At 37.9% G+C, this 23,440-nt stretch carries 23 protein-coding genes; 11 read left to right on the top strand and 12 right to left on the bottom strand.

Features of this window, described 5'->3' with window-relative positions; all coding sequences use genetic code 11:
* Positions 1-167 precede the first annotated feature (167 nt).
* From EIY84_RS08110 to EIY84_RS08080, 7 genes are all read left to right on the top strand, one after another.
* Positions 168-452, top strand: a complete 285-nt coding sequence (locus tag EIY84_RS08110) for a hypothetical protein (protein ID WP_124642028.1) — start codon at positions 168-170, stop codon at positions 450-452.
* 7 nt (positions 453-459) lie between these two features.
* Positions 460-1,251 (top strand): GLPGLI family protein, encoded by a 792-nt coding sequence (locus EIY84_RS08105; RefSeq protein ID WP_124642026.1) that lies wholly within the window; start codon positions 460-462, stop codon positions 1,249-1,251.
* Positions 1,252-1,422: 171 nt separating this feature from the next.
* Positions 1,423-1,713, top strand: a complete 291-nt coding sequence (locus EIY84_RS08100) for a hypothetical protein (protein ID WP_124642025.1) — start codon at positions 1,423-1,425, stop codon at positions 1,711-1,713.
* The gene (locus tag EIY84_RS08095; RefSeq protein WP_124642023.1) at positions 1,713-2,492 is read left to right on the top strand and encodes a GLPGLI family protein; all 780 of its coding nucleotides are present in this window, start codon (positions 1,713-1,715) and stop codon (positions 2,490-2,492) included. The genes EIY84_RS08100 and EIY84_RS08095 overlap by 1 nt, the downstream gene beginning before the upstream one ends.
* Positions 2,493-2,670: 178 nt before the next feature.
* Complete coding sequence (locus EIY84_RS08090; RefSeq protein ID WP_124642021.1) at positions 2,671-3,000, top strand: hypothetical protein; 330 nt, start codon at positions 2,671-2,673, stop codon at positions 2,998-3,000.
* A gap of 11 nt (positions 3,001-3,011) precedes the next feature.
* The gene (locus EIY84_RS08085) at positions 3,012-3,830 is read left to right on the top strand and encodes a GLPGLI family protein (protein WP_124642019.1); all 819 of its coding nucleotides are present in this window, start codon (positions 3,012-3,014) and stop codon (positions 3,828-3,830) included.
* Between the two features lie 67 nt (positions 3,831-3,897).
* Positions 3,898-6,543 carry a TonB-dependent receptor gene (locus tag EIY84_RS08080; RefSeq protein ID WP_124642017.1) on the top strand — a complete coding sequence of 882 codons (2,646 nt, stop codon included), beginning with the start codon at positions 3,898-3,900 and terminating at the stop codon, positions 6,541-6,543.
* Here the strand turns inward: EIY84_RS08080 and EIY84_RS08075 are convergent.
* From EIY84_RS08075 to EIY84_RS08065, 3 genes are all read right to left on the bottom strand, one after another.
* A complete protein-coding gene (locus tag EIY84_RS08075) occupies positions 6,540-7,631 on the bottom strand; it encodes an AI-2E family transporter (RefSeq protein WP_124642015.1) in 1,092 nt (363 codons plus the stop codon). The genes EIY84_RS08080 and EIY84_RS08075 overlap by 4 nt on opposite strands.
* A 60-nt stretch (positions 7,632-7,691) precedes the next feature.
* Positions 7,692-9,530: an ABC transporter ATP-binding protein gene (locus tag EIY84_RS08070; protein ID WP_124642013.1), complete on the bottom strand. Its 1,839-nt coding sequence runs from the start codon at positions 9,528-9,530 to the stop codon at positions 7,692-7,694.
* A gap of 137 nt (positions 9,531-9,667) precedes the next feature.
* Positions 9,668-10,057: a DUF4293 family protein gene (locus EIY84_RS08065; RefSeq protein WP_124642011.1), complete on the bottom strand. Its 390-nt coding sequence runs from the start codon at positions 10,055-10,057 to the stop codon at positions 9,668-9,670.
* A 153-nt stretch (positions 10,058-10,210) separates the two neighbouring features.
* Here EIY84_RS08065 and rho point away from each other — a divergent pair, with 153 nt between their 5' ends.
* Complete coding sequence (rho, locus tag EIY84_RS08060; RefSeq protein ID WP_124642009.1) at positions 10,211-12,019, top strand: transcription termination factor Rho; 1,809 nt, start codon at positions 10,211-10,213, stop codon at positions 12,017-12,019.
* Between the two features lie 104 nt (positions 12,020-12,123).
* Here the strand turns inward: rho and EIY84_RS08055 are convergent, their stop codons facing one another.
* The 7 genes from EIY84_RS08055 to ric all read right to left on the bottom strand — a co-directional run bounded on the left by EIY84_RS08055 (position 12,124) and on the right by ric (position 17,360).
* Positions 12,124-12,513: a cupin domain-containing protein gene (locus tag EIY84_RS08055; protein ID WP_124642006.1), complete on the bottom strand. Its 390-nt coding sequence runs from the start codon at positions 12,511-12,513 to the stop codon at positions 12,124-12,126.
* A 13-nt stretch (positions 12,514-12,526) separates the two neighbouring features.
* On the bottom strand, positions 12,527-12,838 hold the full coding sequence (locus tag EIY84_RS08050) for a phosphoribosylpyrophosphate synthetase (protein ID WP_124642004.1): 312 nt from the start codon (positions 12,836-12,838) through the stop codon (positions 12,527-12,529).
* 55 nt (positions 12,839-12,893) lie between these two features.
* On the bottom strand, positions 12,894-13,325 hold the full coding sequence (locus EIY84_RS08045; RefSeq protein WP_124642002.1) for an RrF2 family transcriptional regulator: 432 nt from the start codon (positions 13,323-13,325) through the stop codon (positions 12,894-12,896).
* Positions 13,326-13,327: 2 nt separating this feature from the next.
* Positions 13,328-13,654 (bottom strand): metal-sulfur cluster assembly factor, encoded by a 327-nt coding sequence (locus EIY84_RS08040; RefSeq protein ID WP_124642000.1) that lies wholly within the window; start codon positions 13,652-13,654, stop codon positions 13,328-13,330.
* Entirely contained in the window at positions 13,651-14,928 is a 1,278-nt protein-coding gene (locus tag EIY84_RS08035) for a cytochrome C oxidase subunit I (protein WP_124641998.1), read from the bottom strand. Before EIY84_RS08035 ends, EIY84_RS08040 begins: the two co-directional genes overlap by 4 nt.
* 4 nt (positions 14,929-14,932) lie before the next feature.
* Positions 14,933-15,748 carry a DUF2249 domain-containing protein gene (locus tag EIY84_RS08030; RefSeq protein ID WP_124641996.1) on the bottom strand — a complete coding sequence of 272 codons (816 nt, stop codon included), beginning with the start codon at positions 15,746-15,748 and terminating at the stop codon, positions 14,933-14,935.
* A 133-nt stretch (positions 15,749-15,881) separates the two neighbouring features.
* Positions 15,882-17,360 (bottom strand): iron-sulfur cluster repair di-iron protein, encoded by a 1,479-nt coding sequence (gene ric, locus EIY84_RS08025; RefSeq protein ID WP_206428199.1) that lies wholly within the window; start codon positions 17,358-17,360, stop codon positions 15,882-15,884.
* Positions 17,361-17,701: 341 nt separating this feature from the next.
* On the opposite strand from ric, the gene EIY84_RS08015 reads away from it, so the two are divergent.
* From EIY84_RS08015 to EIY84_RS08005, 3 genes are read left to right on the top strand one after another with little or no spacing between them, the layout of a single operon-like run.
* Positions 17,702-18,463 carry an alpha/beta fold hydrolase gene (locus EIY84_RS08015; protein ID WP_124641994.1) on the top strand — a complete coding sequence of 254 codons (762 nt, stop codon included), beginning with the start codon at positions 17,702-17,704 and terminating at the stop codon, positions 18,461-18,463.
* Between the two features lie 50 nt (positions 18,464-18,513).
* Positions 18,514-19,143 (top strand): ribosome biogenesis GTP-binding protein YihA/YsxC, encoded by a 630-nt coding sequence (yihA, locus tag EIY84_RS08010; protein WP_124641992.1) that lies wholly within the window; start codon positions 18,514-18,516, stop codon positions 19,141-19,143.
* Positions 19,133-19,585 (top strand): GNAT family N-acetyltransferase, encoded by a 453-nt coding sequence (locus EIY84_RS08005; RefSeq protein WP_124641990.1) that lies wholly within the window; start codon positions 19,133-19,135, stop codon positions 19,583-19,585. Before yihA ends, EIY84_RS08005 begins: the two co-directional genes overlap by 11 nt.
* Positions 19,586-19,605: 20 nt before the next feature.
* Here the strand turns inward: EIY84_RS08005 and EIY84_RS08000 are convergent, their stop codons facing one another.
* A complete protein-coding gene (locus EIY84_RS08000; RefSeq protein WP_124641988.1) occupies positions 19,606-20,019 on the bottom strand; it encodes a hypothetical protein in 414 nt (137 codons plus the stop codon).
* A gap of 65 nt (positions 20,020-20,084) precedes the next feature.
* A complete protein-coding gene (locus EIY84_RS07995; RefSeq protein WP_124641986.1) occupies positions 20,085-23,432 on the bottom strand; it encodes a type I restriction endonuclease subunit R in 3,348 nt (1,115 codons plus the stop codon).
* Between the last annotated feature and the right edge of the window lie 8 nt (positions 23,433-23,440).

Genomic DNA, 23,440 nt, shown 5'->3' with positions numbered 1-23,440 from the left:
GTAGTGTAGTGACCACAAAATAAGGTGATTTTTTTTCGCCAACCAAGGGAAGTGTTTTGCCCCAGGGGCAAAACACTTCCCTTGGTTATTTTAAATGCTGTTGCATTTATTAGTTGAATCTAAGAAAGATGAAAATTAAATATTAACAATTTTTAAACAAAAAAACAATGAAAAAATTAGCATTAGGGCTGTTACTAACGGCCGGTATCTGCGGAAACGCTTGGGCAAGTGAGGGAAAAGCAGATGTGAAAATAATAAAAAAAACAAATGTAATAAACTGTACCATTTATACAACGGTTACGACTTATGATTCTGAAGGGAATCAGGTCGGTCAGCCTACTACCTACTGCAGTCAAGGAAGTGGAGCAGATTGTGATGGGGCAGTAAATGGAGAAGTGAGATACCAGCAATCTGTCAGGATTAGTGGGAAACAAGTTAAGACACTAAACTAATTATATAATGAAAAGATTACCGATTTTGTTAATGATTTTATTATCATTATTTAGCAATGCTCAACTCAAATATGCAATTTTTGAATACAATGAAGTACGACAAAGTAAAGCGACTCCTAACATGACGAATGGTTTTCTCATAATACCTTCCAACGAGAGCAATACTTCTCATTATATGACATATGGTTCTGCTAATAAACAAATTTCATTTGATGAAATAATAAAAGATTTAAAAATTAACTTAATCGGTGGTCTTTTTCTGATTCAAAAAAATGAATATTGGGTAAAAACTAGCTTGCCAATAGAAAATACCACATTAATAAGAGATGAAAAACCAAATTTTAAATGGAAAATATTAAAAGAAAAGAAAGAAATTTTAGGCTATGACTGCACTAAAGCCATTGGGGATTTCCGAGGAAGAAATTACACAGTCTGGTTTACAAAAGAGTTGCCCTTTCAACTAGGGCCTTGGAAACTAAGTGGTTTGCCCGGGATGATATTAGAAGCAGAAGATGACTATAATCTTGGCAGGACATATCTCATAAAAAAAATTGAACTGAATAAAGAATTAGAATTCCCAAAACCACTAACGCAATATTTCGAAAGTCTAAAAAATGAAAAAACAAGCTTTAAAGAATTGATTGACTTAGAGAATACATTTCTTAAAGAATTGCGTCAACAGATAGCAACATTGGTACCGATTGGTTCAAAAACAATAAAAACAACAGAATCTGACTTTGTAAGGGCTGGAGAAAAAGAGCTCCAATTCGAATGGGAAACCGCACCTGCAAAATTTTAATATATTTGCAATAAACAACAGCAAAATACCGTTATAACAACAGTACTTATTTAACATAATAAAATATTTAATAAAAATTACCGCTTTTTCTTGCGCAATTGTTTTTTTTTGCTTTGTCAAATCTTTGCAAAGATGAAAATTAAATATTAACAATTTTTTTGCAAAAAAACAATGAAAAAATTAGCATTAGGGCTGTTACTAACGGCCGGTATCTGCGGAAACGCTTGGGCAAGTGAGGGAAAAACGGGAATAAAGAAAACAAACAATGAAGGGTGTACGATTTATGCATTGATAAAAATAAAAGACAGCTGTGGAAAACAAGTTGGCACAACATCCACCGTGACCCATGCAACAGGTAAAGATTGCGAAGGAGCACAGATGAATATGCTATTTCCCGTTTATGAAACTACTGTTCCCGGTTGTGCCAGTACACCTGAAAAACCAAACCAATCCATCAACTAATGAAATTCAATTTATTATTTCTATTTATTTTCATTCTGGGCAATGCCCAGAATGAGGTAAATTTTGTTGTTTACACCGAGCGTACACACATCCAAAATCAATCGAAAGTTAGTGACCATGTACTAATGCATAATCAAAAAGAAGCATATTACTTTATCATTAGCAAATTTTCAGAAAACTCGATAAATAGCCAACAGTTTAAAACAAAAGACCCAACAGAAGGTGCGGAAGAACTGTATTATAAAAATTTAGATTCCGCATCCATCTACACCACCCGATATGATTATTACGGTCAGAAATACCACATGATCAAAGACGATTATTCTATAAACTGGAAAATAACAAAGGGCAAATCAAAAAAAATATTGAACTACGACTGCGAATTGGCAGAAGCTGATTTTAGAGGTAGAAAGTGGCAAGTTTGGTTCGCAAAGGATATCCCAATTTCTACTGGACCATGGAAACTACACGGCCTACCAGGTCTTATATTGGAAGCCAAAGACATTGACGGCATTTTTAATTATTCAGCAAAAGAAATTGTTTTAAATTTCTCCCATCCCATTCGCAAAAGCGTACAAGATTTTTTCAATAAAAATCTACCAAAAGCAAAACCAATAACATTTTGGGTAGATCTGGACAGAATAAATAAAAAGAAAATTTTAGAACAAGTGAAAGCAACCCTCCCAAACGGCACTAATATTTCCGAAATATCCGACAATTTGAATCAAGCCGATATGGAAATATCCTACGAATGGGAAACTTCGCCTGCGAATTTTTAATACATTTGCAATAAATAACAGCAAAACACCGTTATAACAACAGTACTTATTTAACATAATAAAATATTTAACAAAAATTACCGCTTTTTCTTGCGCAATTGTTTTTTTTTTTTTTTTGCTTTGTCAAATCTTTGCAAAGATGAAAATTAAATTTTAACAATTTTTAAACAAAAAAACAATGAAAAAATTAGCATTAGGGCTGTTACTAACGGCCGGTATCTGCGGAAACGCTTGGGCAAGTGAGGGGAAGGTTGTAGAGAAAAAAGACAACAAAGTGCAAAAAGCAATTCTGAAAATCGCAACTGTAAAAAGTGGCGGTGGTGGCTTGGATATGTTTCTTGCACCAGGCGATTGCTTAATTCTAACTGAAGTAACTTTCAGAGATCAAAATGGTGTAAAAACAGGAAGTAGTACACAAGCAACAATTGGACATGGTGATCAATGCAAAAATGCTGTTGGTGGCTATAAAACAAATAAAATAGATGTATCATTAGAAGGAACAATCTAATTATTATTAATATGAGTAAGCTTATATCTTTTTTACTACTGTTTCCTACTATATTTTTTTCACAAAATAAATTAGTTGTAGAATATGCTGAAATATGGGGTTCAAATATTCATTCATGCACAATGATAGAAAATAACAACAAAACCTATTTTTTTCAAATTGGCAATGAAAAGAACACCCCTTCCGCAGAGCAGATTTTATCTGAAAACTATACGATTAAAGATATAGGCTATCTCATTTCTAGAGAAAATAACTTGTTTTATCTTACCGGTCTTATCCCGAAATTACGAAATACAATTGCCGAAGACAATGCTCCTCCCATACAATGGAAAATAACAAATGAAACTTCGGAAATATTAGGTTTTCCCTGTAAAAAAGCAATTGGGAATTTTAGAGGTAGAGAAGTTTATGCTTATTTTACCCCTCAAATATCAACCAATTCAGGTCCTTGGAAATATTATGGATTGCCCGGTTTAATCCTTAAAGCCGGAGACTCGGATGACAAAATTGTATTTGTAGCAACAAGAGTTTTACTAAATTCTAAATTAGATGTATCGGATAAATTGCATAATCACATTGATGAAATGATGCTAAAAAAAATAACAATAAAAGAATTTGTTGATATTGAAAATGATTTTATTATTAAAATGAAAAATAGAATCAGAGCATCTTCTCCACCTGGAACATTTTGGTTGTCTGATTACCTACGAAGCGAAGAAAGAGAACTGCAATTCGAATGGGAAAAAGAACCCTTAAAAATACAATCGGACCAATTAATAAATGCTGAACAAAAACAAATAATAAATGCAATTAATAATAAAAATAAATAATTGCAAGTAGTAAAAATATTGGACAAAAAAGGAGTATTTTGCTCCTTTTTGTTTTAGAAGAAAATAGATGAAATACCTTTTGCTCATTTTTTGCTGTGCCCTATTTTCGGCACAGACCACCATCAAAGGAAAGTTACAATCCAGCGACCAAAATCCCCTGTCCAGAGCCAACATTATATTGCTGGACAAAAACGGAAACATAGACACCTACGCACTGTCTTCGGCAGATGGCAGCTTCAGCATGGTCACCAACAGCTACGGAGACTTTACCGTAGAGATCAACGCTATGGGACATACCTCTGCCAAACAAAAAGTCTCTTTCATCCGCAAAGGCACCGTAATAGACCTAAAAACTTTGGTGTTAGAAAAGATCAACACCAAGGACATCAAAGAAGTGGTCATCACCAGGAGCAATCCCATCAAAATAAAAAAAGACACGGTAGAATACACCGCTTCCAAATTCACCAACGGTACCGAACAAAATGTAGAAGACCTTCTGAAAAAATTACCCGGCGTAACCGTCCTGAACGATGGAAAAATAAAAGTGGGCGACAAAGAAGTAGAGCGAGTGATGGTAGAAAACGACGACCTTTTCGAAAGAGGCTACCAAACCCTTACCAAAAATATGCCGACCAAACCGGTGGAGAAAGTACAAATCCTGAAAAATTATTCTAAAAACAAACTCCTGAAAGGGGTTGAGAAAAGTGAAGGGATCGCCATAAACCTCACCCTGAAGGAAGACGCCAAAGACCAATGGTTCGGGAATGTCTTTCTGGCAAGCACCTCGTACATAGAAGACATGAGACAGGGAAAAATAAACCTGATGAATTTTTCCAAAAGAAAAAAAATATACCTTCTGTACAACGCCAACAACCTTGGACTGAACGAAATGAACGGCGTGAGCTATCTGATCAACCCAGAATCCAACCAAGCGGTAGAAAATGTTGGGAACGAAATATCGACCCTTTCCATGCTGAATCTCCACCAGAAAAACTACAGCTTTGGCGACGAAAGGACCAACTTCAACAACGACCAATTGGCGTCCATCAATTACATTTACAATTTCAAAAAAAATTGGAAACTAAAGGCCGTTACCATCTACAACACCACAGAAAACCGCAATTATACCGACAGTTACTACCGTTTCAATTACGGAGGTACTGCCTTTGCCAATTCCGAAAACAAAACCTGGAAACAAAACAACAGAAATGTGGTCGGAAAATTGGAAATAAGCAAGGAAAACAAGAAGAGCAATTTGGTTTTCTACACCAAATTTTCATCCCTCAACGAGGACAACGACAACCAATTCATCTTCAACAGTGTACCCAACTTTCAAAAAGGAGACAACCGACTTTCGGCCTTAGAAAATCGTTTGGTGTACACCAAAAAAATAGACTCGTCACAAGCCTTAGTTGCCGTGGCAAGGTACATACACCAAGATCGTCCGTATCGTTTTTCTGAAGACAACAATTTGGCAAGCATCATATCCGGAAATCCTTTGGCAAAAATCATGCATCAAGAACTGAATTCGGGATTGGAATTTGGGGGAGTAAAACTCTCGTGGCTCAATAATTTTTCTAAAGACCAGAACCTGCAAATACAGACCGGTACCGATCTTAGAAAACACCAGCTGAGCTCCAACCTACAAGTCTTGGATGCCAACAATCAGGCGTTGATCTTTGACCATTCGCTCTATCAGAATGATGTTGATTTTAGGAAAAATCAAATATTCAACCAAATCGATTACAACCTGACTTGGAAAAAAGATTGGAAACTTACGGCTCAGGTTTTCAACCAATATCTTTGGACCGAATTTAACCAAAATAAAAAAGAAAAACTTTCCGTATCGCCTTCATTTAACCTCAGTTACGGAACTTTTAGATTCGGAACTTTGTCCATCAATGCCTCGAAGCGATATTCCACAACCGAGGTGGACAATTTGTACACCGGATACATCTATCAAGGAAACCGATATTTTAAAAGCAACGACCTGGATTTCGCACTTATGCCCAGCTACAATGCTGGAATTACCTACAACCGTGGCGATCAGTTGACCAGAAACTTGATGCTTTCTGTAAGTTATACCAAGAATGAAAATTACCTGTCCAGCAAATCCATCATCAACCCCAATTATTCTTTCTACCAATCCATTTTGGTGAATGACAGTTCGCTTTTTATGTCGATGTTGGAACTGAAGAGGTATATAAAATTTATTAAATCCAGAATTTCCATCAATACAACCTATACCCAATCCGATTATAAAAGCAGTGTAAACAATCAGCCGATGATGAAAACCAAGTTCAGCAACCTAAAAACAGGATTTGAAATGAAGTCCGGATTTCTCTTCAATTTCAATTATGAATTGGGTTACGATTGGAATTTTAGTTTTGTGAAAACCGAAATGGGCAACAACAATTACCTGAACCAAAAAGGCTTTGTCAATTTGTATTATAACCTTAGCAAAACCGTGGTTAGCAAACTTAAATATGAGTATTATAAATCCGGAAATTCCAATCAGAAAAACACCCAATTTTTGGATTTCAACCTGAATTATAACTCTGCGAAATACAAAGCAGGATTTTTCATCCAGGCCAACAATTTACTGAATACCAAAGAAATTTTAACCTACAGCTTGGACAATGTCAGCGAAAGCGCCTACATCCAAAGGTTGCTCCCACTGCATATTGTTGTGGGCATCAATAAAAGTTTCTAGTCGTTTTGCACCACATCTTCCGTGGTTGCTGACAGTGCATTGCCTTCATCATCCACCAAAACAGAGTTGGGTTTGGACAAAAATTCGTTGTGATACACCTGGATCAACAAAAGCGTGATGGACACCAAAATAGGTCCAAACACAAGGCCCATAAATCCGAAAATCTCCAAGCCCAAAATAATTCCAAAAACGGTATTGAGAGGATGTATGTCTTCTAATTTTTTCAATAAAGTAAAACGCAGAATATTGTCGGTAAGCCCGACTATTACTACACAATATGCAATAAGCCAAATGCCGTTATTGTCGCCCATTGCCATCATATAAATCCCCACCGGGACATATACAATTGCAGCACCCACAATAGGCAGCATGGAGGTGATGAAGGTAAGGACAAACAAAAGCATGGGATTGGGCGCGCCCAGAATCCAATAACCAATAAGTGCAATAATGGCTTGTCCCAAAGCCACCACAGGTATTCCCACAGCATTGGCAACCACCATGCTCATAATTTTGTTTCCAATTCGTTCCGTGTTGGCTTTTTTTAGTGGGACAATTGTGGTTAATATCTTTTCGAATTTCCTAGGATTGGTCATCATAAAATACAAGATAAAATACATGGAAAATACGACAGTCAGTGCGTTGAAAGTCCCACTAAGTAGCGTTCCGGACATTTTAGCTACCCATCCTTGCAGTTTTTCCATAAGATCTTTGTCCAATATATCGATGTTGAATTTCAACTTCAGATAGACATGGATTTTTTCTAAAAACTCAGTGAAATTGCCCAGATACATTTGTGCATTTCCAAATTTGGAAATCAACACATCCACCAAAAAATAGAGGGGCAAGATCAAAACAATCCCCGAAAGCAAAAAGATAGAAGAGGTTGCCAACCACGGCGCCCACTTTCGTTTTTCTAAAAGATAAAAATTAAGTTTCCTACAAAGAATGTACAAGGTTAGCGCTCCCAACAAGGATGGTAAAAACATGGACAAATGCCAAAGGACAACCCCAGACAACAAAATAATTACCGCGAGTAAAAACAATTGCTTGATAACAACTCCACCGATGGGATTATTGGGTAGGTTCATAAAAAAAAATTTATCAAATATAAAAAAACAACAGCTTGGCTGTTGTTTTACTTCTTACAATTAACTAAAATTCTGGAGTTCTACCAATTTTCTATAGACCCCGTTCCTTTCCAAAAGTTCTTGGTGCGTCCCTTGTTCTACAATCTCACCTCTTTCCATAACCACGATAAGGTCGGCTTTTTGTATGGTCGAAAGTCGATGAGCAATCACCAACGAGGTGCGGTTTTCCATCATTTTTTCCAAGGCTTCTTGTACAGCTCTTTCGCTTTCGGTATCCAATGCCGAGGTGGCTTCGTCCAAAATCATGATCGGTGGATTTTTAAGTACGGCTCTCGCGATGGAAACCCTTTGCTTCTGTCCGCCAGACAATTTGCCTCCATCGTCTCCAATATTGGTGTTGTAGCTTTCGGGCAGGTTGGTAATGAATTGATCGGCATTTGCAATTTTAGCAGCATGAACAACCTCTTCCATAGAAGCTTCAGGCTTGCCCATCAAAATATTATGGCATACGGTATCGTTAAAAAGCACCGACTCTTGGGTTACCATTCCCAAAAGATGGTGGTATTCCTTCAGTTTTAAATTTTTAACATTTATGCCATCCACGAGTATTTCACCTTCAGAAACATCATAAAATCTGGCCATAAGATTGGCTACGGTTGTCTTTCCAGAACCCGATTGTCCGACCAAAGCCACGGTTTTTCCTTTGGGTACGGTCAGCGAAAAGTTTTTCAAAATGACATTATCCCTGTCGTAATAAAAACCAATATTTTTAAATTCTATTTGATGGTTCAGCGTAGATATGGACACCGGATTTTCCACCTCTTCCACTTTCAAATCGTAATCCAACACTTCCGACACTCTTTCTAAACTTGCCATCCCACCTTGTATGGACGATACGGCCGATGACATTTTTTTGGCAGGATCCAAGATTTGGAAAAACATTCCTATAAATACCAAAAAGGTTTCGGGTTCCATGGTGTGTTCTTGTAAAATTTGTTTTCCGGCAAACCAAGTGATCATTAAAATCGTTACCGATCCCAAAAACTCGGAAGACGGTGATGCCAACTCTCGTCTTCGGCTCATAGCGATTACGAAACGCTGCCAATTGTCCGTGGTTTCGTTAAACCTATTTTTCAAAATGGTATCGGCAGAAAATATTTTTATGACTTTGGACGATTTCAAAGTTTCATCGACTAAAGAAAAAAGGTTGGACAATTCAGCCTGTGCAAAATGCGCCTGTCTTTTCAAAGACTTTCCAACTGCTGAGATTATCCATCCCATAATCGGAAATACCAATAGGGAAAACAATGTTAAATTGGGAGAAAGTAAAAACAATGCTACCAAAGACGAAATGATCATGAAGGGTGCGTTGATGATGTCTACCAAACTTCCCATAATCCCGGCTTCTACTGCACCGATGTCGTTGGATATCCTGGACATCATGTCGCCTTTTCTTTGTTCCGTAAAAAAGGAAACCGGAAGTTTTAAGAACTTGTCGTACATAGCGGTTCTAAGGTCTTTGGTAATCCCCACTCGATAATTCACCAAAAGATATGCCCCCAAGTATCTGAAAATATTTCTTAGCAAAAAGGCAAAAGCCGTAACCGCACACAAAACTGCAAGTACCGAAACGGCGCCGTGTTGCTCAATATTCAACTGGATTTTGTAGTAACCCAAGTCTTTTATGTAGGAAAAATAATCTCCAAAACTACCGTTCCACACTGGTGATTTTGAGGTATCTACTTTTTCTACCGTCCCAAACATCAAACCAAGAATAGGCAGCATCGTTCCAACTGAAAATATATTGAGTAACGAATACAAGAGGTTAAAAAACATACTGATCCAAAGATATTTTTGATGAGGTTTGGCGAAGTAAAGTATTCTTTTTGTGGGTTTCATTTATAAAAATTAAGAGACAAAAATACGCTTTCTTGGAGAAACAAACGACTAAATGAAAGGTCCGAAATAAAATAGATAAAAAAAGCAGTCTCCCGAATTGGAAAACTGCTCTCACTCAAAAAAAAATCGTTGTTGGTCTATCGAAGTCGGTCTACAGATTTTACAAGCTTCTCGTCCTTGCGAATAAAAACATTCGCGATAAGCAAACAAGTGATTGCCAAGATTGGAAAGATCAGCTCAATACCCTTCTCAGGAAAGGAAATTCCTCCGGATAAGTTAAGTAGCCAAAACGACAATAATCCTATCAACAAAGCGTTTATCAACATACCGATGGTATTCAGTAGGATTTGTCTTTTTCTGTTGTTATAACTAAAAATACCCAAGCCTCCGATGAGGATCAGAATAACCGTAGCAATGTTCAGTACTGGAAATCCCGATACGATTTCTACATCTTGTGAAGTCACAAAGAGTGCAACAGCACAAAGTACTGCTAATAACATCCAGATGGTTTGAATTCTTTGTAGCATTTTCGTTAAATCTGGACAAAAGTAATAAAATTTTGTGTTTTTCAAAAATTAATGTAGTTTTGCAATAGAAATACTTCACATTCCAAATGGAAGTCACCTGACTTTCACTATCTTAAACAACTAATTAAAATAGTTTACGAACATTAATAATATATGTATAACATTGAAACCTTAAGGTCTAAATCCGACACGGAGGTGACCACTATTCTAAAAGGTTTGGGTTTGAAGGCGGCAAAAAATGCTAGCGAAAACGACAAAATCTTTGCAATACTTGATTTTCAGGCTTCTAATCCTAAAGTTGCAAAAGAGTACTTCAACACCAACGAAAAACCTTTAGAACCAGAAATAACAGAAAAACCAAAGGCGAGAAAACCCAAAGCAGCACCGAAAAAACCGACGACAAAAGCAAAATCGGCACCAGAAACTGCAGAAGCTGCGCCTAAATTGGAAGAAACACCAACAGCAGAACCCATACAAGAGATAGAAATCTCTACGGAACAACCCGCTGAAACCGAAAGCACAGCAAACCAACCAACTGCTGCACAGAAAAAGAAAAGACAAAGATTAGCTCCTGCAAATCCACCAGCAACCGCAAGTGAAACTGCAGAGAATCTTACCGCTACCGCTACTGAAAACAGTCCTATCGCAAACGAGCAAGTAACTGCCGAAACCAGCACTACCGAAACACCAGCATTGCCACAGCCAAAAAAACAGCATCCACAAAAAAATCAAAACAGGCAATCCCAAAACAACAATCCCAACAACAAGCAACACCAGCAAAACCAAAATCAAAACCAACAAAACTCGGAAAATAAACCCGAAGTGGAGGCCAAAAAAGAATTCAACTTTGATGGCATGGTTACGATAGAAGGCGTTTTGGAGATATTACCGGATAATTACGGATTTTTGAGATCCCCGGACTTCTCATACATTTCGTCACCGGATGATGTGTATGTTTCTACCAGCCAAATCCGAAATTATGGATTAAAAACCGGCGATACGGTAAAAGGCATCGTTCGATTGCCAAAAGAAGGCGAAAAATATTTTTCTCTCATGAAACCTACTGAGGTGAACGGTAGAGATTTGGCCTTCATCAAAGACCGGGTTGCATTTGAGTATCTTACACCGCTTTTCCCACAGGAAAAATTTAATTTAGCCGGAAAGAACTCAACAAAATCTACAAGAATTGTCGATCTTTTTGCACCGATTGGAAAAGGACAAAGAGCCATGATTGTTGCCCAACCAAAAACGGGTAAAACCATGTTGCTGAAAGACATTGCCAATGCCATTTCTGCCAACCATCCGGAAGCCTACATGATGGTACTTTTGATCGACGAAAGACCGGAAGAGGTAACCGACATGGAAAGAAGTGTGAATGCAGAAGTGATCGCATCTACCTTTGATGAAGCTGCTGACAAGCATGTGAAAGTCGCCAATCTGGTACTTGCAAAAGCCCAAAGAATGGTTGAATGCGGACACGATGTGGTAATCCTTTTGGACTCCATCACCCGATTGGCGAGAGCGTACAACACCGTAACACCGGCCTCAGGAAAAATTCTTTCTGGTGGGGTTGATGCCAATGCCCTGCACAAGCCAAAAAGATTTTTTGGTGCAGCAAGAAAAATTGAAGGTGGAGGATCTTTAACCATTGTTGCCACAGCATTGATCGATACCGGCTCGAAAATGGACGAGGTGATCTTTGAAGAATTTAAAGGAACAGGAAATATGGAACTGCAATTGGATAGAAAAATTGCCAACAAGAGAATCTATCCGGCAATTGACTTGGTTTCATCCAGCACCAGAAGAGACGACCTTTTGATGGATGCCGTTACGCAACAACGCATGTGGATTCTTAGAAAATACCTTTCAGAAATGAATCCTTTAGAGGCTATGGAATTTGTGGACAAAAGCATTCGCAACACCCTAAGCAATGAGGAATTTTTAATGAGCATGAACAAATAATCCCTCTCTGAAACCCAAACAAAAGGCTGAACGACAAAGTGGTTCAGCCTTTTGTTTTGACCATAATTGGTCAATAATCTAAATTTTCATGGGTCTCTAAAATTTTAGGAAGCCATGGTCAATAGAATAAAACTTTCCTTGTTTGCTAACAAATGATGCGGGATCAAGGGTTGCAAAGAAATCATTTTGCCAACCGTCAATACCACTGAGGTTTCTTCTGTAGAAAACTGAATTTCGCCTTCCAATACCTGAACAGAAATCTGAGCATTTGCCGTATGTTTTTTCAATTCGGCTTGGTCGTGAAGTCCGATAAGTACAATTTTCATTTTCTCGGATTTGAAAATGGTGATGGCATTTTTCTCACCGGTTTTCCAAGTGGTCTCGGATTTTATTTGTTGAATGTATTTTTGCAAATCCATTTCAACCAAATTATCGTTCAAGATTCTATTTCCTTCCGGTCTTAAGGGTGTAGCGTCGTTTGATTTTTGTTCCATTCTCAATTTATTTTTATGAATTGTGTTTTCTCAACTTTTCAATTAATGCCGATGAAAATTCATCAGAATAAACACCGTATCCATTTACCAATATTCCTTTGGTATTAAATTTTGAAGAAGAAATGGCATAGACCACAGCTTCATCATCCGGATCGGTCTGTCCGTCAAAACGATAAATTGCATCAATTTCGAACTCGTCGGCGGTTAGCTGATGTTCGTTTTTGTGGCATACGACACAATCATCGTGTAAATTAAAATCCAAGATGTAACCTTCTTTTCTTAGAGCATTGATGGTTTCGGAAAGTGTTCCGTAATTTGTTTCCATAATAATTGATTTAGAATGATTTAAAGTTACAAAAAATAAATAAAAGCCTGGGTCGTTAATCCATTAAAAAAGCCAAACCGTGCGTTACAGGATCGCAGAGATCCATAATTCTTTTTTCTCGGAAAATTTTTTCAACCAACTCTCTTGCCACTTTGTATTCGTTATGAATGGGGCACGGATGGGTTTCTGAGCATTTACTCAATCCCAAGCCACATTCTTTGAAAATGGTTTTCCCTTCTATGGTTTCCACAATATTGAAGATGGGTTGCTCTTGTTGAATTTCGGTTAAATAAAACCCACCACTGGGCCCTTTCAAACTGTTGATGATCTTATGTTTTACCAAAGTTTGTAAGGTTTTGCCCACGGTATGTTCACTGGCATTGATCTGTTCTGCCACCTCTTTGATGCCCGTTTTTTCGCCTTCCGAGCTTTTCCCGGAAAGGTAGATAACCGCTTTTATGGCTGTTTTACAAGTTAGGCTCAACATGGTTAATATCCTAAAAATTCTTGACCTTCCGGAGAAATTTTACTGGAGTCCCAAGCCGGTTCAAAAGTCAATTCAACTTTTATTTTCCAATCTGTAAATGCCGACTGTATGGATTCGGTAACATTACTCACAATGCTGTCGCCCATTGGGCAAAACTGCGAAGTTAGTGTCATGATGGTGTACACGGTTTTTTCTTCCTCTTCAATAAATTCGATTTGATAGATCAGTCCCAAATCGACCACATTCAGTCCAATTTCTGGGTCATCTACAAAATACAATCCTTTAAGTGCCAATTCGCACTTTTCTTGGTCATTGGTTTCTACTGTCATATCTGTTTAGGTTTGTGTAAAAATACGATCATTACATTCATCACATACAAAAGGGCCGAAAGTACCAGAAGCGCAGCTCCTGACTTCAGCACCATGTCGTGGCCGGTAACAATTCCAAAAATAAATATAATAAATCCTACTAAGTAGGCGATGAGCATGATGTAAAAAATAGAATCGTTGAACAACTCTTTGGGCGCAGGAGTTTTTCCGGCGTGTGCTTTTTTGTGATACGAACGATTCCAAACGATGAAGGGCAAGGTCTTGAAGGTCATCCCGAAAATAATGGCGGTTATCCACCCAAAGAAAATACAAAACCCGTACAGCATGCCCAACTTCCCTTGATTTTCGCTGTTGGATAGAGCTATTACAAAAGAAATGACCACAATGGGTATAAACATTTGAACAACCGAAATCAGTGAGGTTTTCATTTGCAGATCCACATTCTTTCTAATTCTTACCTTGTAGGCTTGATAACAATAATTTCCAAATAAAAATATTCCCACTAATGCCGAAACGATAGGCAATAGCAAAGTTACGCTCCCAAAATCCATTAACTTGATGGCAATGAAAGCCAGTAAAGAAAAATTGACCAATCCATAAATCCATTGTAATGTCTTTTTGCTTTGATACTTTGAAATCAAAAACATGGGTATCAGTCTGGAACCCACTCCTAAAACCATCATCAAAAACCAACCTAAAATCCCAAGATGCGCATGCAAAGAAAGGTATTTCACCGATTCTGAAGGTAAAAAAGCATAGGTAAAATTAAATACCAAAAGCATCCCAAAAACGGTGGTGGTCAAAAGCCAAACGGTTGCTGTGGACATGAACCACGCATGCATATTGGCTTTGTGATTTCTAAAAACACTTACCAAAACATTGATAAAAAAAGACAGAACACCCGTATTGATAAGTAGGGCACCACATTGGGTAAGGTGCCCAAAATTAAACTCATAAAAACCGTAAGCCAACATCGGAATCCCCAATGCGGTGAATACAAAAGAAATGTATCCTAAAACGGTGCTGTACAACCTGCCTTCGATCAGTACTGGCAGCAATTGGTGAGAGGCTCCCAAAATAATCATGGTGCCCCAACCCAGCGCCATAATATGCGTGATGGAAAGAACTATAGGGCTGAAATAATGATCCTGTCCAGCATCTGAATGCGTAAACAGAAAAATGCACGCCAATAAAAATGAAACGGCGGCATAAAAATAAAAAGGCAATACCACTTTGTATGAAGTAGTCTGCTGCAGTCCAGCAACTGGAAACATAATTTTAGAAATTAAATATCAACAAATACACTTCGCCTTCTTGCACTTCTTTGATGCGGTAGTCGAAGTTTCTATCTTTCAGTTCGGTTAATAAAAATACCGGGATTCTTTTGTGATAAACGAACAACGCTTTCCCGGAAGATAGGGTCTCCAAACTTTCCAAAATGGTCATCATCGGCATGGGCATTTCCATTTGTCTTACATCGACCTCTACCAAATTATTTTCATATTTTTTTAACAAAATTTCCCAATCTCCACTATCCTGTCCTTCCACAACGGCATCTTGTACGGTATTTTGTTCTTTTTTGGAGTAAAAATAAGTATCGATTTTATCGGCCGATACACGATCTACAAAATACTGAAATCCTTGTTTTTCCAACAATTTTATCAGGGGTACCGGTTCGAAAGTGTTTACAATTTTCAAGGCTTCGTCGGCTTTCAAATCTTTCACTTTTTGCTGAATTTGTTTCAAGGGATCGCTACCACTTGCCAACATTTCCCGAACATCAAAATCTATAATTTTATCGGCTCCAATAGCTTTCAGTTCTTGTGGAATGGGCTTTCTTTCTTCTTCAGCTTCAACCGCTACGGCTTGTGCATCGACTTCAAAACCCAAAGGCTTCAATGCTTTAAAAAAATCTTCAGGAGTGCACCCTCCAATTTTTGATGCCATGGCAATGCTCGTCCTTCCCGCCATCAGTTTTCGAAGAATGGGATTTCTAAGTTTTTTAAAATCCGGACTGATGCTAATGATGGTTTCCAATGCATCCGGATGATGCTTGAGCAAGGCTGCGATTTTGGTTTGTTCGTTTATAAGCATGAAAATAGGAATTGATATGGATGTGAATTTTCAAAGAATAAAAGTACGGAATTACTTTTAATAAAAGAAATATAAACTAAATAAAATAAAAAATCCACCCTGTAACTTTCGCTACAGGATGGAACATTAAAAACTAAGAAAGAGTTTTTTCTATTTCGATCGCTTTTGGAAACATGATGTTGTTTTCCAAATGGATATGAATGAATAAATCCGACTCAAATTCTACTAACATTTTGAATAACAATTTGTAGCTGGCACATGCATCGGAAGGGATGGCATAGTTGTCACTCAGTTCTCTAATTTTTTCCATGGCTCTTCCCACGCTGTCGTGTTCTTTTTCCGTCTCGTCGATCAGGGCTTCCAACGCTTCTCTTCCCTCGATGGAATATGGACTGTTATTTTTCTGAGCATTCACAATTTCTTTTACTCTTGGAAACAGAATGGTTTCTTCGTCCACCATGTGCGCAGAAAGTTCGGCATTCACTTTTCCTACCAAGTCATCAATTTGCGCAAGTTCTGGGTGGTGCGCACCGTGTACTTTTGCTACTTTACTAGAATAAGCAGTGATTTCCGGTAAATATTTTCTAACATAATTGTGATGCGTATTCACCACATAATCGGCCAAGAAATCGATGTTCCATTCAGTAAAATTCATATTGGCATTGGTCACATTGGCTACGGGTTGTTGCAGTTCTTGCTCGACAATGCTTGCATCGATCCCTTTTTCAGCACAAGCCTCTCTTACCGTTTTCTTTCCGCCGCAGCAAAAATCGATGCCGTATTTTTTGAAAACTTCTGCTTTTCTAAGATCTTTAGCTGCAATTTGACCTATGGTTTCTTGCTGGTCTTCGCCTCTTTTGGTGACAAGAATATCCCACAAATCCGGTCCTTGTTGCAGATATTCCCAAGTAAAGACATCTCCTCTTTCGCCTAACAATTGATAGTAAACCGGCTTTGGATCATGATCGTTATGAATAATAAACGATTCTCCGGGTAGGGTATCGTCAAAAGTTTGGAAAATGGTTGGGTGCTTCAGTCTTGGTTCTAGGCTTGGCACATTTACAATTACTTGAGTGTTGTTTTCTGATGTTGTCATTTCTTGATTTGATTTTTCAGTTTCTAATACATTTTTTGTCACTAGAATGTCCCAAAATTCAGGACCTTGTTCTAAATATTCCCAGGTAAAGATGTCTCCCCTCTCGCCCAATAATTGAAAGTAAACCGGTTTTGGATCGTGGTCGTTATGAATAATTAGTGATTCCCCCGGTTGGAGTTCATCAAATACCTGGAAAATAGTTGCATGTTTCTGACTTGGCTCTATGGCCGGCACATTGATCAAAATGGCTTCTTGTCCTTCATGATCGTCGTGTGCATGAAGCGTTTTTGTCACACGAATATCCCACCATTCAGGACCTTGTTGTAGATATTCCCATGTGAAAATCTCGCCCCACATATCCAACAATTGATAATATACCGGAAGTGGATCGTGGTTGTTGTGGATGATTAAACTTTCGCCATCCAATAATTGACTGAAAGTTTCGAATATGGTTTGATGTCTAAATCGAGGTTCAATTTCCTGAACATTAATGATGATTTCGTCTGTTGCTTGCATAAGAGTTCTTTTTTTTGAGGTTGATACAGTTTGTTGAATCATTTTTACATTGCAAAGATAAACATTTTTTCTATATAAAAGTATTGAAGTACTTTTTTACTTAAATTATTTATGTTAAAACATTTAACTCATTAATTTTCAAGATCATTAATTTATCTTTTTCAAAAAAAATAGAAAAATAAATTAACCTTGCATCCCCGATATTTCATGTAAAACTTACTTTTTAAAAGTGATTTTTAGGAAAAAAGAAAAAAATGAATGTATAAAATAGATTATTTTATCAATTTTATCAATCTATATGCCTAGTAATTTGTAATTTTGCGGGTACGACATTATTCTACATGTTATTTAAAGCTAAAAAAAGAAAAACATTTCAGTTCATAGAGGAAGGCGAAGGACAACCTATCGTTTTGCTCCAAGGCTTGATGGGTGGACTCAGTAACTTCACCCAACTGATCGATTATTTCTCTACCAAAGGATATAAAGTTTATTTCCCGGATCTTCCGATTTATGACTTGCCCATCCTGAACACCAATCTGTCCAGCCTTGCTAAACATGTTGCAAAATTTATTGAAGAAGAAGTACAACAACCCGCAATAGTTGTAGGAAACTCCATGGGTGGCCATATTGGACTAATCCTAACTCTATCCAGACCCGAATTGGTAAAAAGTCTGGTTCTTACAGGAAGTTCTGGCCTTTACGAAAGAAGTTTCGGTGACTCTTTTCCAAGAAAAAATGACAGGGACTATATTCGTAAAAAAGCCGAAGAAGTTTTTTTTGATCCTAAAGTAGCTACTGAAGAATTGGTGGACGAGGTCTTTTCTGTGGTAAACGACAGAGGCAAAGGAATAAAAACCGTGATGCTCGCCAGAAGTGCCATAAAACACAATATGGAAAAAGATTTGCACAAAATCGCCGTTCCTACTTGCATCATTTGGGGCAAACAAGACAATGTAACCCCACCAGAAGTGGCTATAGAAATGGATCGGCTGATTCCAAATTCGGAATTGCACTGGATAGACCAATGTGGACATGCTGCCATGATGGAACAACCGCAAAAATTTAATGAATTGCTCTATAATTTTGTAGAGAAACAAAAATAATCCAACAACCCAATACCTCTGTGGAGGTATTTTTTTTTAAACGATACATCATGATCATCAAAACGGTAGAATTTGTAAAAAGTTCGGAAAAATGGCAAAATTGTCCAGAACCAACACTTGCAGAATATGCCTTTATCGGCAGATCCAATGTGGGAAAATCCTCCCTCATCAATGCGATGATGAATAGAAAAGACCTGGCTAAAACATCACAAACACCGGGAAAAACCCAGCTCATCAACCATTTTATTGTGAATGACGAGTGGTTCCTAACCGACCTTCCCGGATATGGATATGCCAAAGTATCCAAAGTGCAAAGGAAAGATTTTGAAAAACTTATTACCAACTACATCCTTAACAGAAAAAATTTGGTAAACCTTTTTGTGCTGGTGGACATTCGTCATAGTCCTCAGAAAATAGACCTGGAATTTATGGAATGGTGCGGGGAAAGTAGCGTGCCGTTCTCCATCGTATTTACCAAAGCCGACAAGCTAAAACCGGGTGCCGTGAAAGCCAATGTCGAGAAATACCATGAGGAAATGTTGAAATTTTGGGATGAATTGCCACAATCCTTCATTACCTCTGCAGAGAAAAAAGAAGGCGGCGATGAAATCTTATCGTTGATCCAAACCACCAATGAATTTTTGGTGAAAAACAAAGTGAAATTTGACGATGTTAAATAACATCCAGTGGCACATAAAATCTTTTGAAGAACTCAACACACAAGAGCTCTACAACATCCTAAAATTGAGAGTTGATGTATTTGTTGTTGAACAAAACTGTCCCTATCCGGAATTGGACAACGACGACCAAAAAGCCACGCATATCTGGTTGGAAAACAACGGAGAACCCTTGGCCTATTGCAGGATTTTCCCACCCGAAATAAAATATAAAGAAGCCTCCATCGGCAGGGTGGTTTGCCATCCCAATTTTCGAGGCAAAAACCATGGGCGAATGTTGATGCAAAAAGCAATCTCAACCATTGAAAAACTTTACAATACGACAGCCATAAGAATATCTGCCCAAGATTATCTATTGACTTTTTACGAATCCTTAGGTTTCGTAAGTACCAAAAAAAGGTATGTGGAAGATGGTATCCCACATACTGAAATGTTTAAATTCTAAAGCTCACAATAAATTTGAAATTAAGAATCCAATTTTTCTTCAAGCAATTTTTTCGTGTGGTAGTAGGTGGAGAGATAATAAAAATCCCAAATTATGCACAAACCCATTAATATCGGCAGCAGCATTTCGTACCAGCCAAGTTCCAATGATGGATCCAATCGTTTTATTGTAAAACTTACAAGTAAGGCTAAGGGATAAAATATGGATTGCAAAACCAATGAGCTAAACAAAGTCCCTTCCCGGAACCCCATAAGCAAACTTCCGCGACGGATGACATGGGATATTTTGAACGATGAATTGTCCATCAGCTCAACCACAACGATCAGTTTGAATTTTAAAAATATTCTGACCTTGTTATTTTCCACAACAAAATCGTAATTGAACTTTTCCAGGTAAGAAACTAAGTTTTGAAATTTATATACACTTTCCTCCATTTCTTCTTATTAATGATTTTATGAATCTAACCCTACCGTTTTTCCACTAAGATTTCGGTTTCTTTTTACGCCACACAGTTTTCATTGATTTCCTTTATGGCATGGGCAATATTCATCGCGATGCCTTGGTCAAAGAGTTCAATCATTCCACCGGCATAGATATTTGAAAAGGGCGGATTAAAGAGTTGCTTTACATCCATCACTCCATTTACCGCAAAGTATTCTATGACAAGATCCATAAATTGGATTTGCTGAGAATTTAAACTGGCAAAATTCACAATCTTGGAGAACGCATTTTTTGCTTCTACCTTTTCAATTCCTACCACAGATCGGATAAATTCGCCCAAAGGTTTTTCGCCATAGGCTTCTTTGAAAACTTCTTTAGAACCTAAAGATCCTTGGTCAAATAAAAATTGCTCAAGATAATCCAAATCACTTTGGGTAATTTTAATGTTTTTCCTAATCTTATCGATCGTTAGATTGAGTTTATTTTCCTTTACAAATTGTTCTAATTTCAATTTATAAGCTTCTTTATCAAAACTGTGGATTTCATAGATTGCCGGCGATTCTCTCACTCCTTCTATCTGGTCGGTAAAGCCGGTTTCAACAATAGGAATAGGCGGTTGAGAAAGAAATTTGATAAGCTCCCTAAGCTCTGTTCTTATGTACTCCAATTTATTTATAGAAGCATCTTCCCAATAAGAAGCTGAGGCAATTTTCTTTATGATAGGCATTTTTGCAATAACTTGCGGTATGCTGTTTTGTTTTTGTAGCGCAGTGCTCATCTTTATCACCCTTTGGGTAAGCCCCACTTGCTTTTTTGTACCTTTTAAGTTAGAAACCATGAAATCATACATTAACAAGTCAAATGTTAATGCGGCATTGTCCTGAGTGTTTTCAAATACCAAAGGGGCAATTTCGTTGTATATTTCTTGTAATGAAGCTGTTGTGATGTTGTACCAATTAGATTTTTCCAAATAATGTTCTACCGCTTTTAGGTGTGGTCTTACTACAAATGAAGTTTTCTTTTCTCTGTGCATTTGTGATACCTGTTCATGCAAGAAGGTCAAAAGATCTTCACCCAATTGTTTTTGCTCGGTATCTTGCTGAATAAGAAGAATTTGACTTAATTCTAATTTTATTCTGAAAAGGCTTTCGGCTAAAGACATTTGCTTGTTGGGTTCAACACCTTTTGGGTTTTCTTTGAAAAATTCAAAGTTTTCGCAGAAGTCCAGAATTAAGAATTCTTTTTTATGATCTTCATGTCCAAAAAGGTGCTGGCACAATCTGGTGCCTCTACCGATCATTTGCCAAAACTTCACTCTACTTTTTACGGGTTTCAGAAAAACCAGGTTTACCACTTCCGGAACATCGATCCCGGTGTCCAACATATCTACAGAACATGCAATCTGAGGAGATTTGTGTTTCAGTTTAAAATCATTCAAAAGGTCATGTCTGTACGAAATGGTATAATCAATCACTTTTAGAAAAGAACCTCCCAATTCCGGATAGGTCGCATCAAATCTTTCTTTTATAAATTCTGCGTGTTTATTTTTCTTGGCAAAAATAATGGTCTTACCCAGTTTGCTGCCGCCCTCAACCTTTATACCGTTTTCCATCAGATAGTGTACAATGGCGTCTGCAGTATGGGTGTTGTAGATCCATTGGTCTAGAGCGCTCGCTTCTATCTCATCTGGAAACTCTCCTGTAATGGGATCCCCGAATTTCTCTTCGTATTCTTTTTGATCTTCTAGTGAAAGGTCGGCATATTTTATCCCTTCTCTGTGAAATTTAGTTTGAACAGAATACGATTTGTACGGCACAAGATAACCATCTCCAATAGCTTTTTCTAAATCATAATTGTAGGTAGGATTACCACTTTGCAAGCCAAAAAGTTCGTAGGTATTTTTCTCAGATTCAAAATCTACAGGCGTAGCGGTAAGTCCTATTTTCAACCCATCAAAATAGTTGAATATCGCTCTGTACTTGTTGTAGATGGATCTGTGGATTTCGTCAAAGATGATTACATCAAAATGTCCTACGCCGTAGGCTCTGGCTTCTCCATCTTTCTCGGTATCTATAATGTTGATGAGGGTTTGGTAAGTAGAGAACACAATTCTGCTGCCCACATCTTCTTTCTCTTCTCTTAGATCTACAGAAGGCAAGTTGGGGAGATAATCATTCAGGTTGTTTTTGGCTTGGGTAACCAATGCCGTTCGGTCTGCCAGAAACAATATTTTTTTTGCCCAATTGGCTTTGGACAACAGGTCGATTAGCGAAGCCGCAGTTCTGGTTTTTCCGGTTCCGGTTGCCATCACCAGCAATGCTCCTCTGTGTCTGCTCTCAAATCTTTCGGCTACTGCTTTTATCCCTTCTATCTGATAATACCTGTTGGTGATGTCTTCGTTTATGGTGATATCGTTCAGGTGGTGTTTAGAAGTTCTTCTTTGGATGTTCAGCTGCAGTTCGTCTTTGGTGTAATAACCGTTGACATTTCTTATCGGGTAATGCCAATCGTAGAAAGAGATTTCGTAACCGTTGGTCAGGAAAATATTGGGCAACTGTCCGTAGGTTTTCTCCAAACATTTTGCATAGAGTTCGGCTTGGTGTCTTCCGGAATGTTGGCTTTTAGAAGTTCTTTTCGCTTCTACCACCGCCAGTGGTTTGCCATCGTCGCCCCAAAGTACATAGTCTGCAAAACCCTCGTCTTTGGTGTTGGGCATGCCTTCTACCCGGAATTCTTTAACATGAGATTGTGACAAGTCCCAACCCATTTCTTCCAACATATAATCTATCAGCAGCTCTCTGGTTTTGGCCTCATTAGGATCTACCGGTGGGAGTAAGGTTTTCTGGCTGTCTTTTCTGTTGTGTTCTAGTGTTTTTTGTTCTTCTGCAGATTTTTTCTCCAGTTCGGTTTTGGTTTGCAGTTCGGTTTGTAATTCTTTAATTTTTCTTTGTTGGGCTTCTACTCGGCTAGAGAAAGAAGCCGGAATCAGGTTTTCGTCAAAGACCGGTTTGGTTACATGATCTCCGTTGTACAGAGACATCAGATAATAACTTACCGTCTGTAGAAGTTGCAAGCTGTGTATGGCTTGTTCTGTGGAGATCTTGGTTCTGCCCGTGTTGTGTACCGTTTTGTTCCCAATCTGTCGTATGCCGTGCATCATATTGAGCAAAGTGGTATTTCCCAAAACTTCTATAAAAGCAGGATCTTTCATCAAAGAATAGATAGAGGTGTCGTAAGGCAGCCTTAGGCTGGGTTCGCTTTCGTAGATGTAATGAACCCAATTTTCTAAGGTCTTTCTTAGGAAAAGCCCGGCAACATCTAGGTTTTCATGAATGTATTTTTCTGCTTCTTTGGCAGAATACATGATGCTTTCAAACTTTTGGGGATAGTTGTAAAAATTGCTCACAGTGGGTT

Source organism: Amniculibacterium aquaticum (assembly GCF_003852705.1).
GTDB lineage: Bacteria > Bacteroidota > Bacteroidia > Flavobacteriales > Weeksellaceae > Amniculibacterium > Amniculibacterium aquaticum.
Note: the sequence above shows the minus strand (reverse complement) of the source record. Positions and strands in the feature narration are given on the sequence as shown.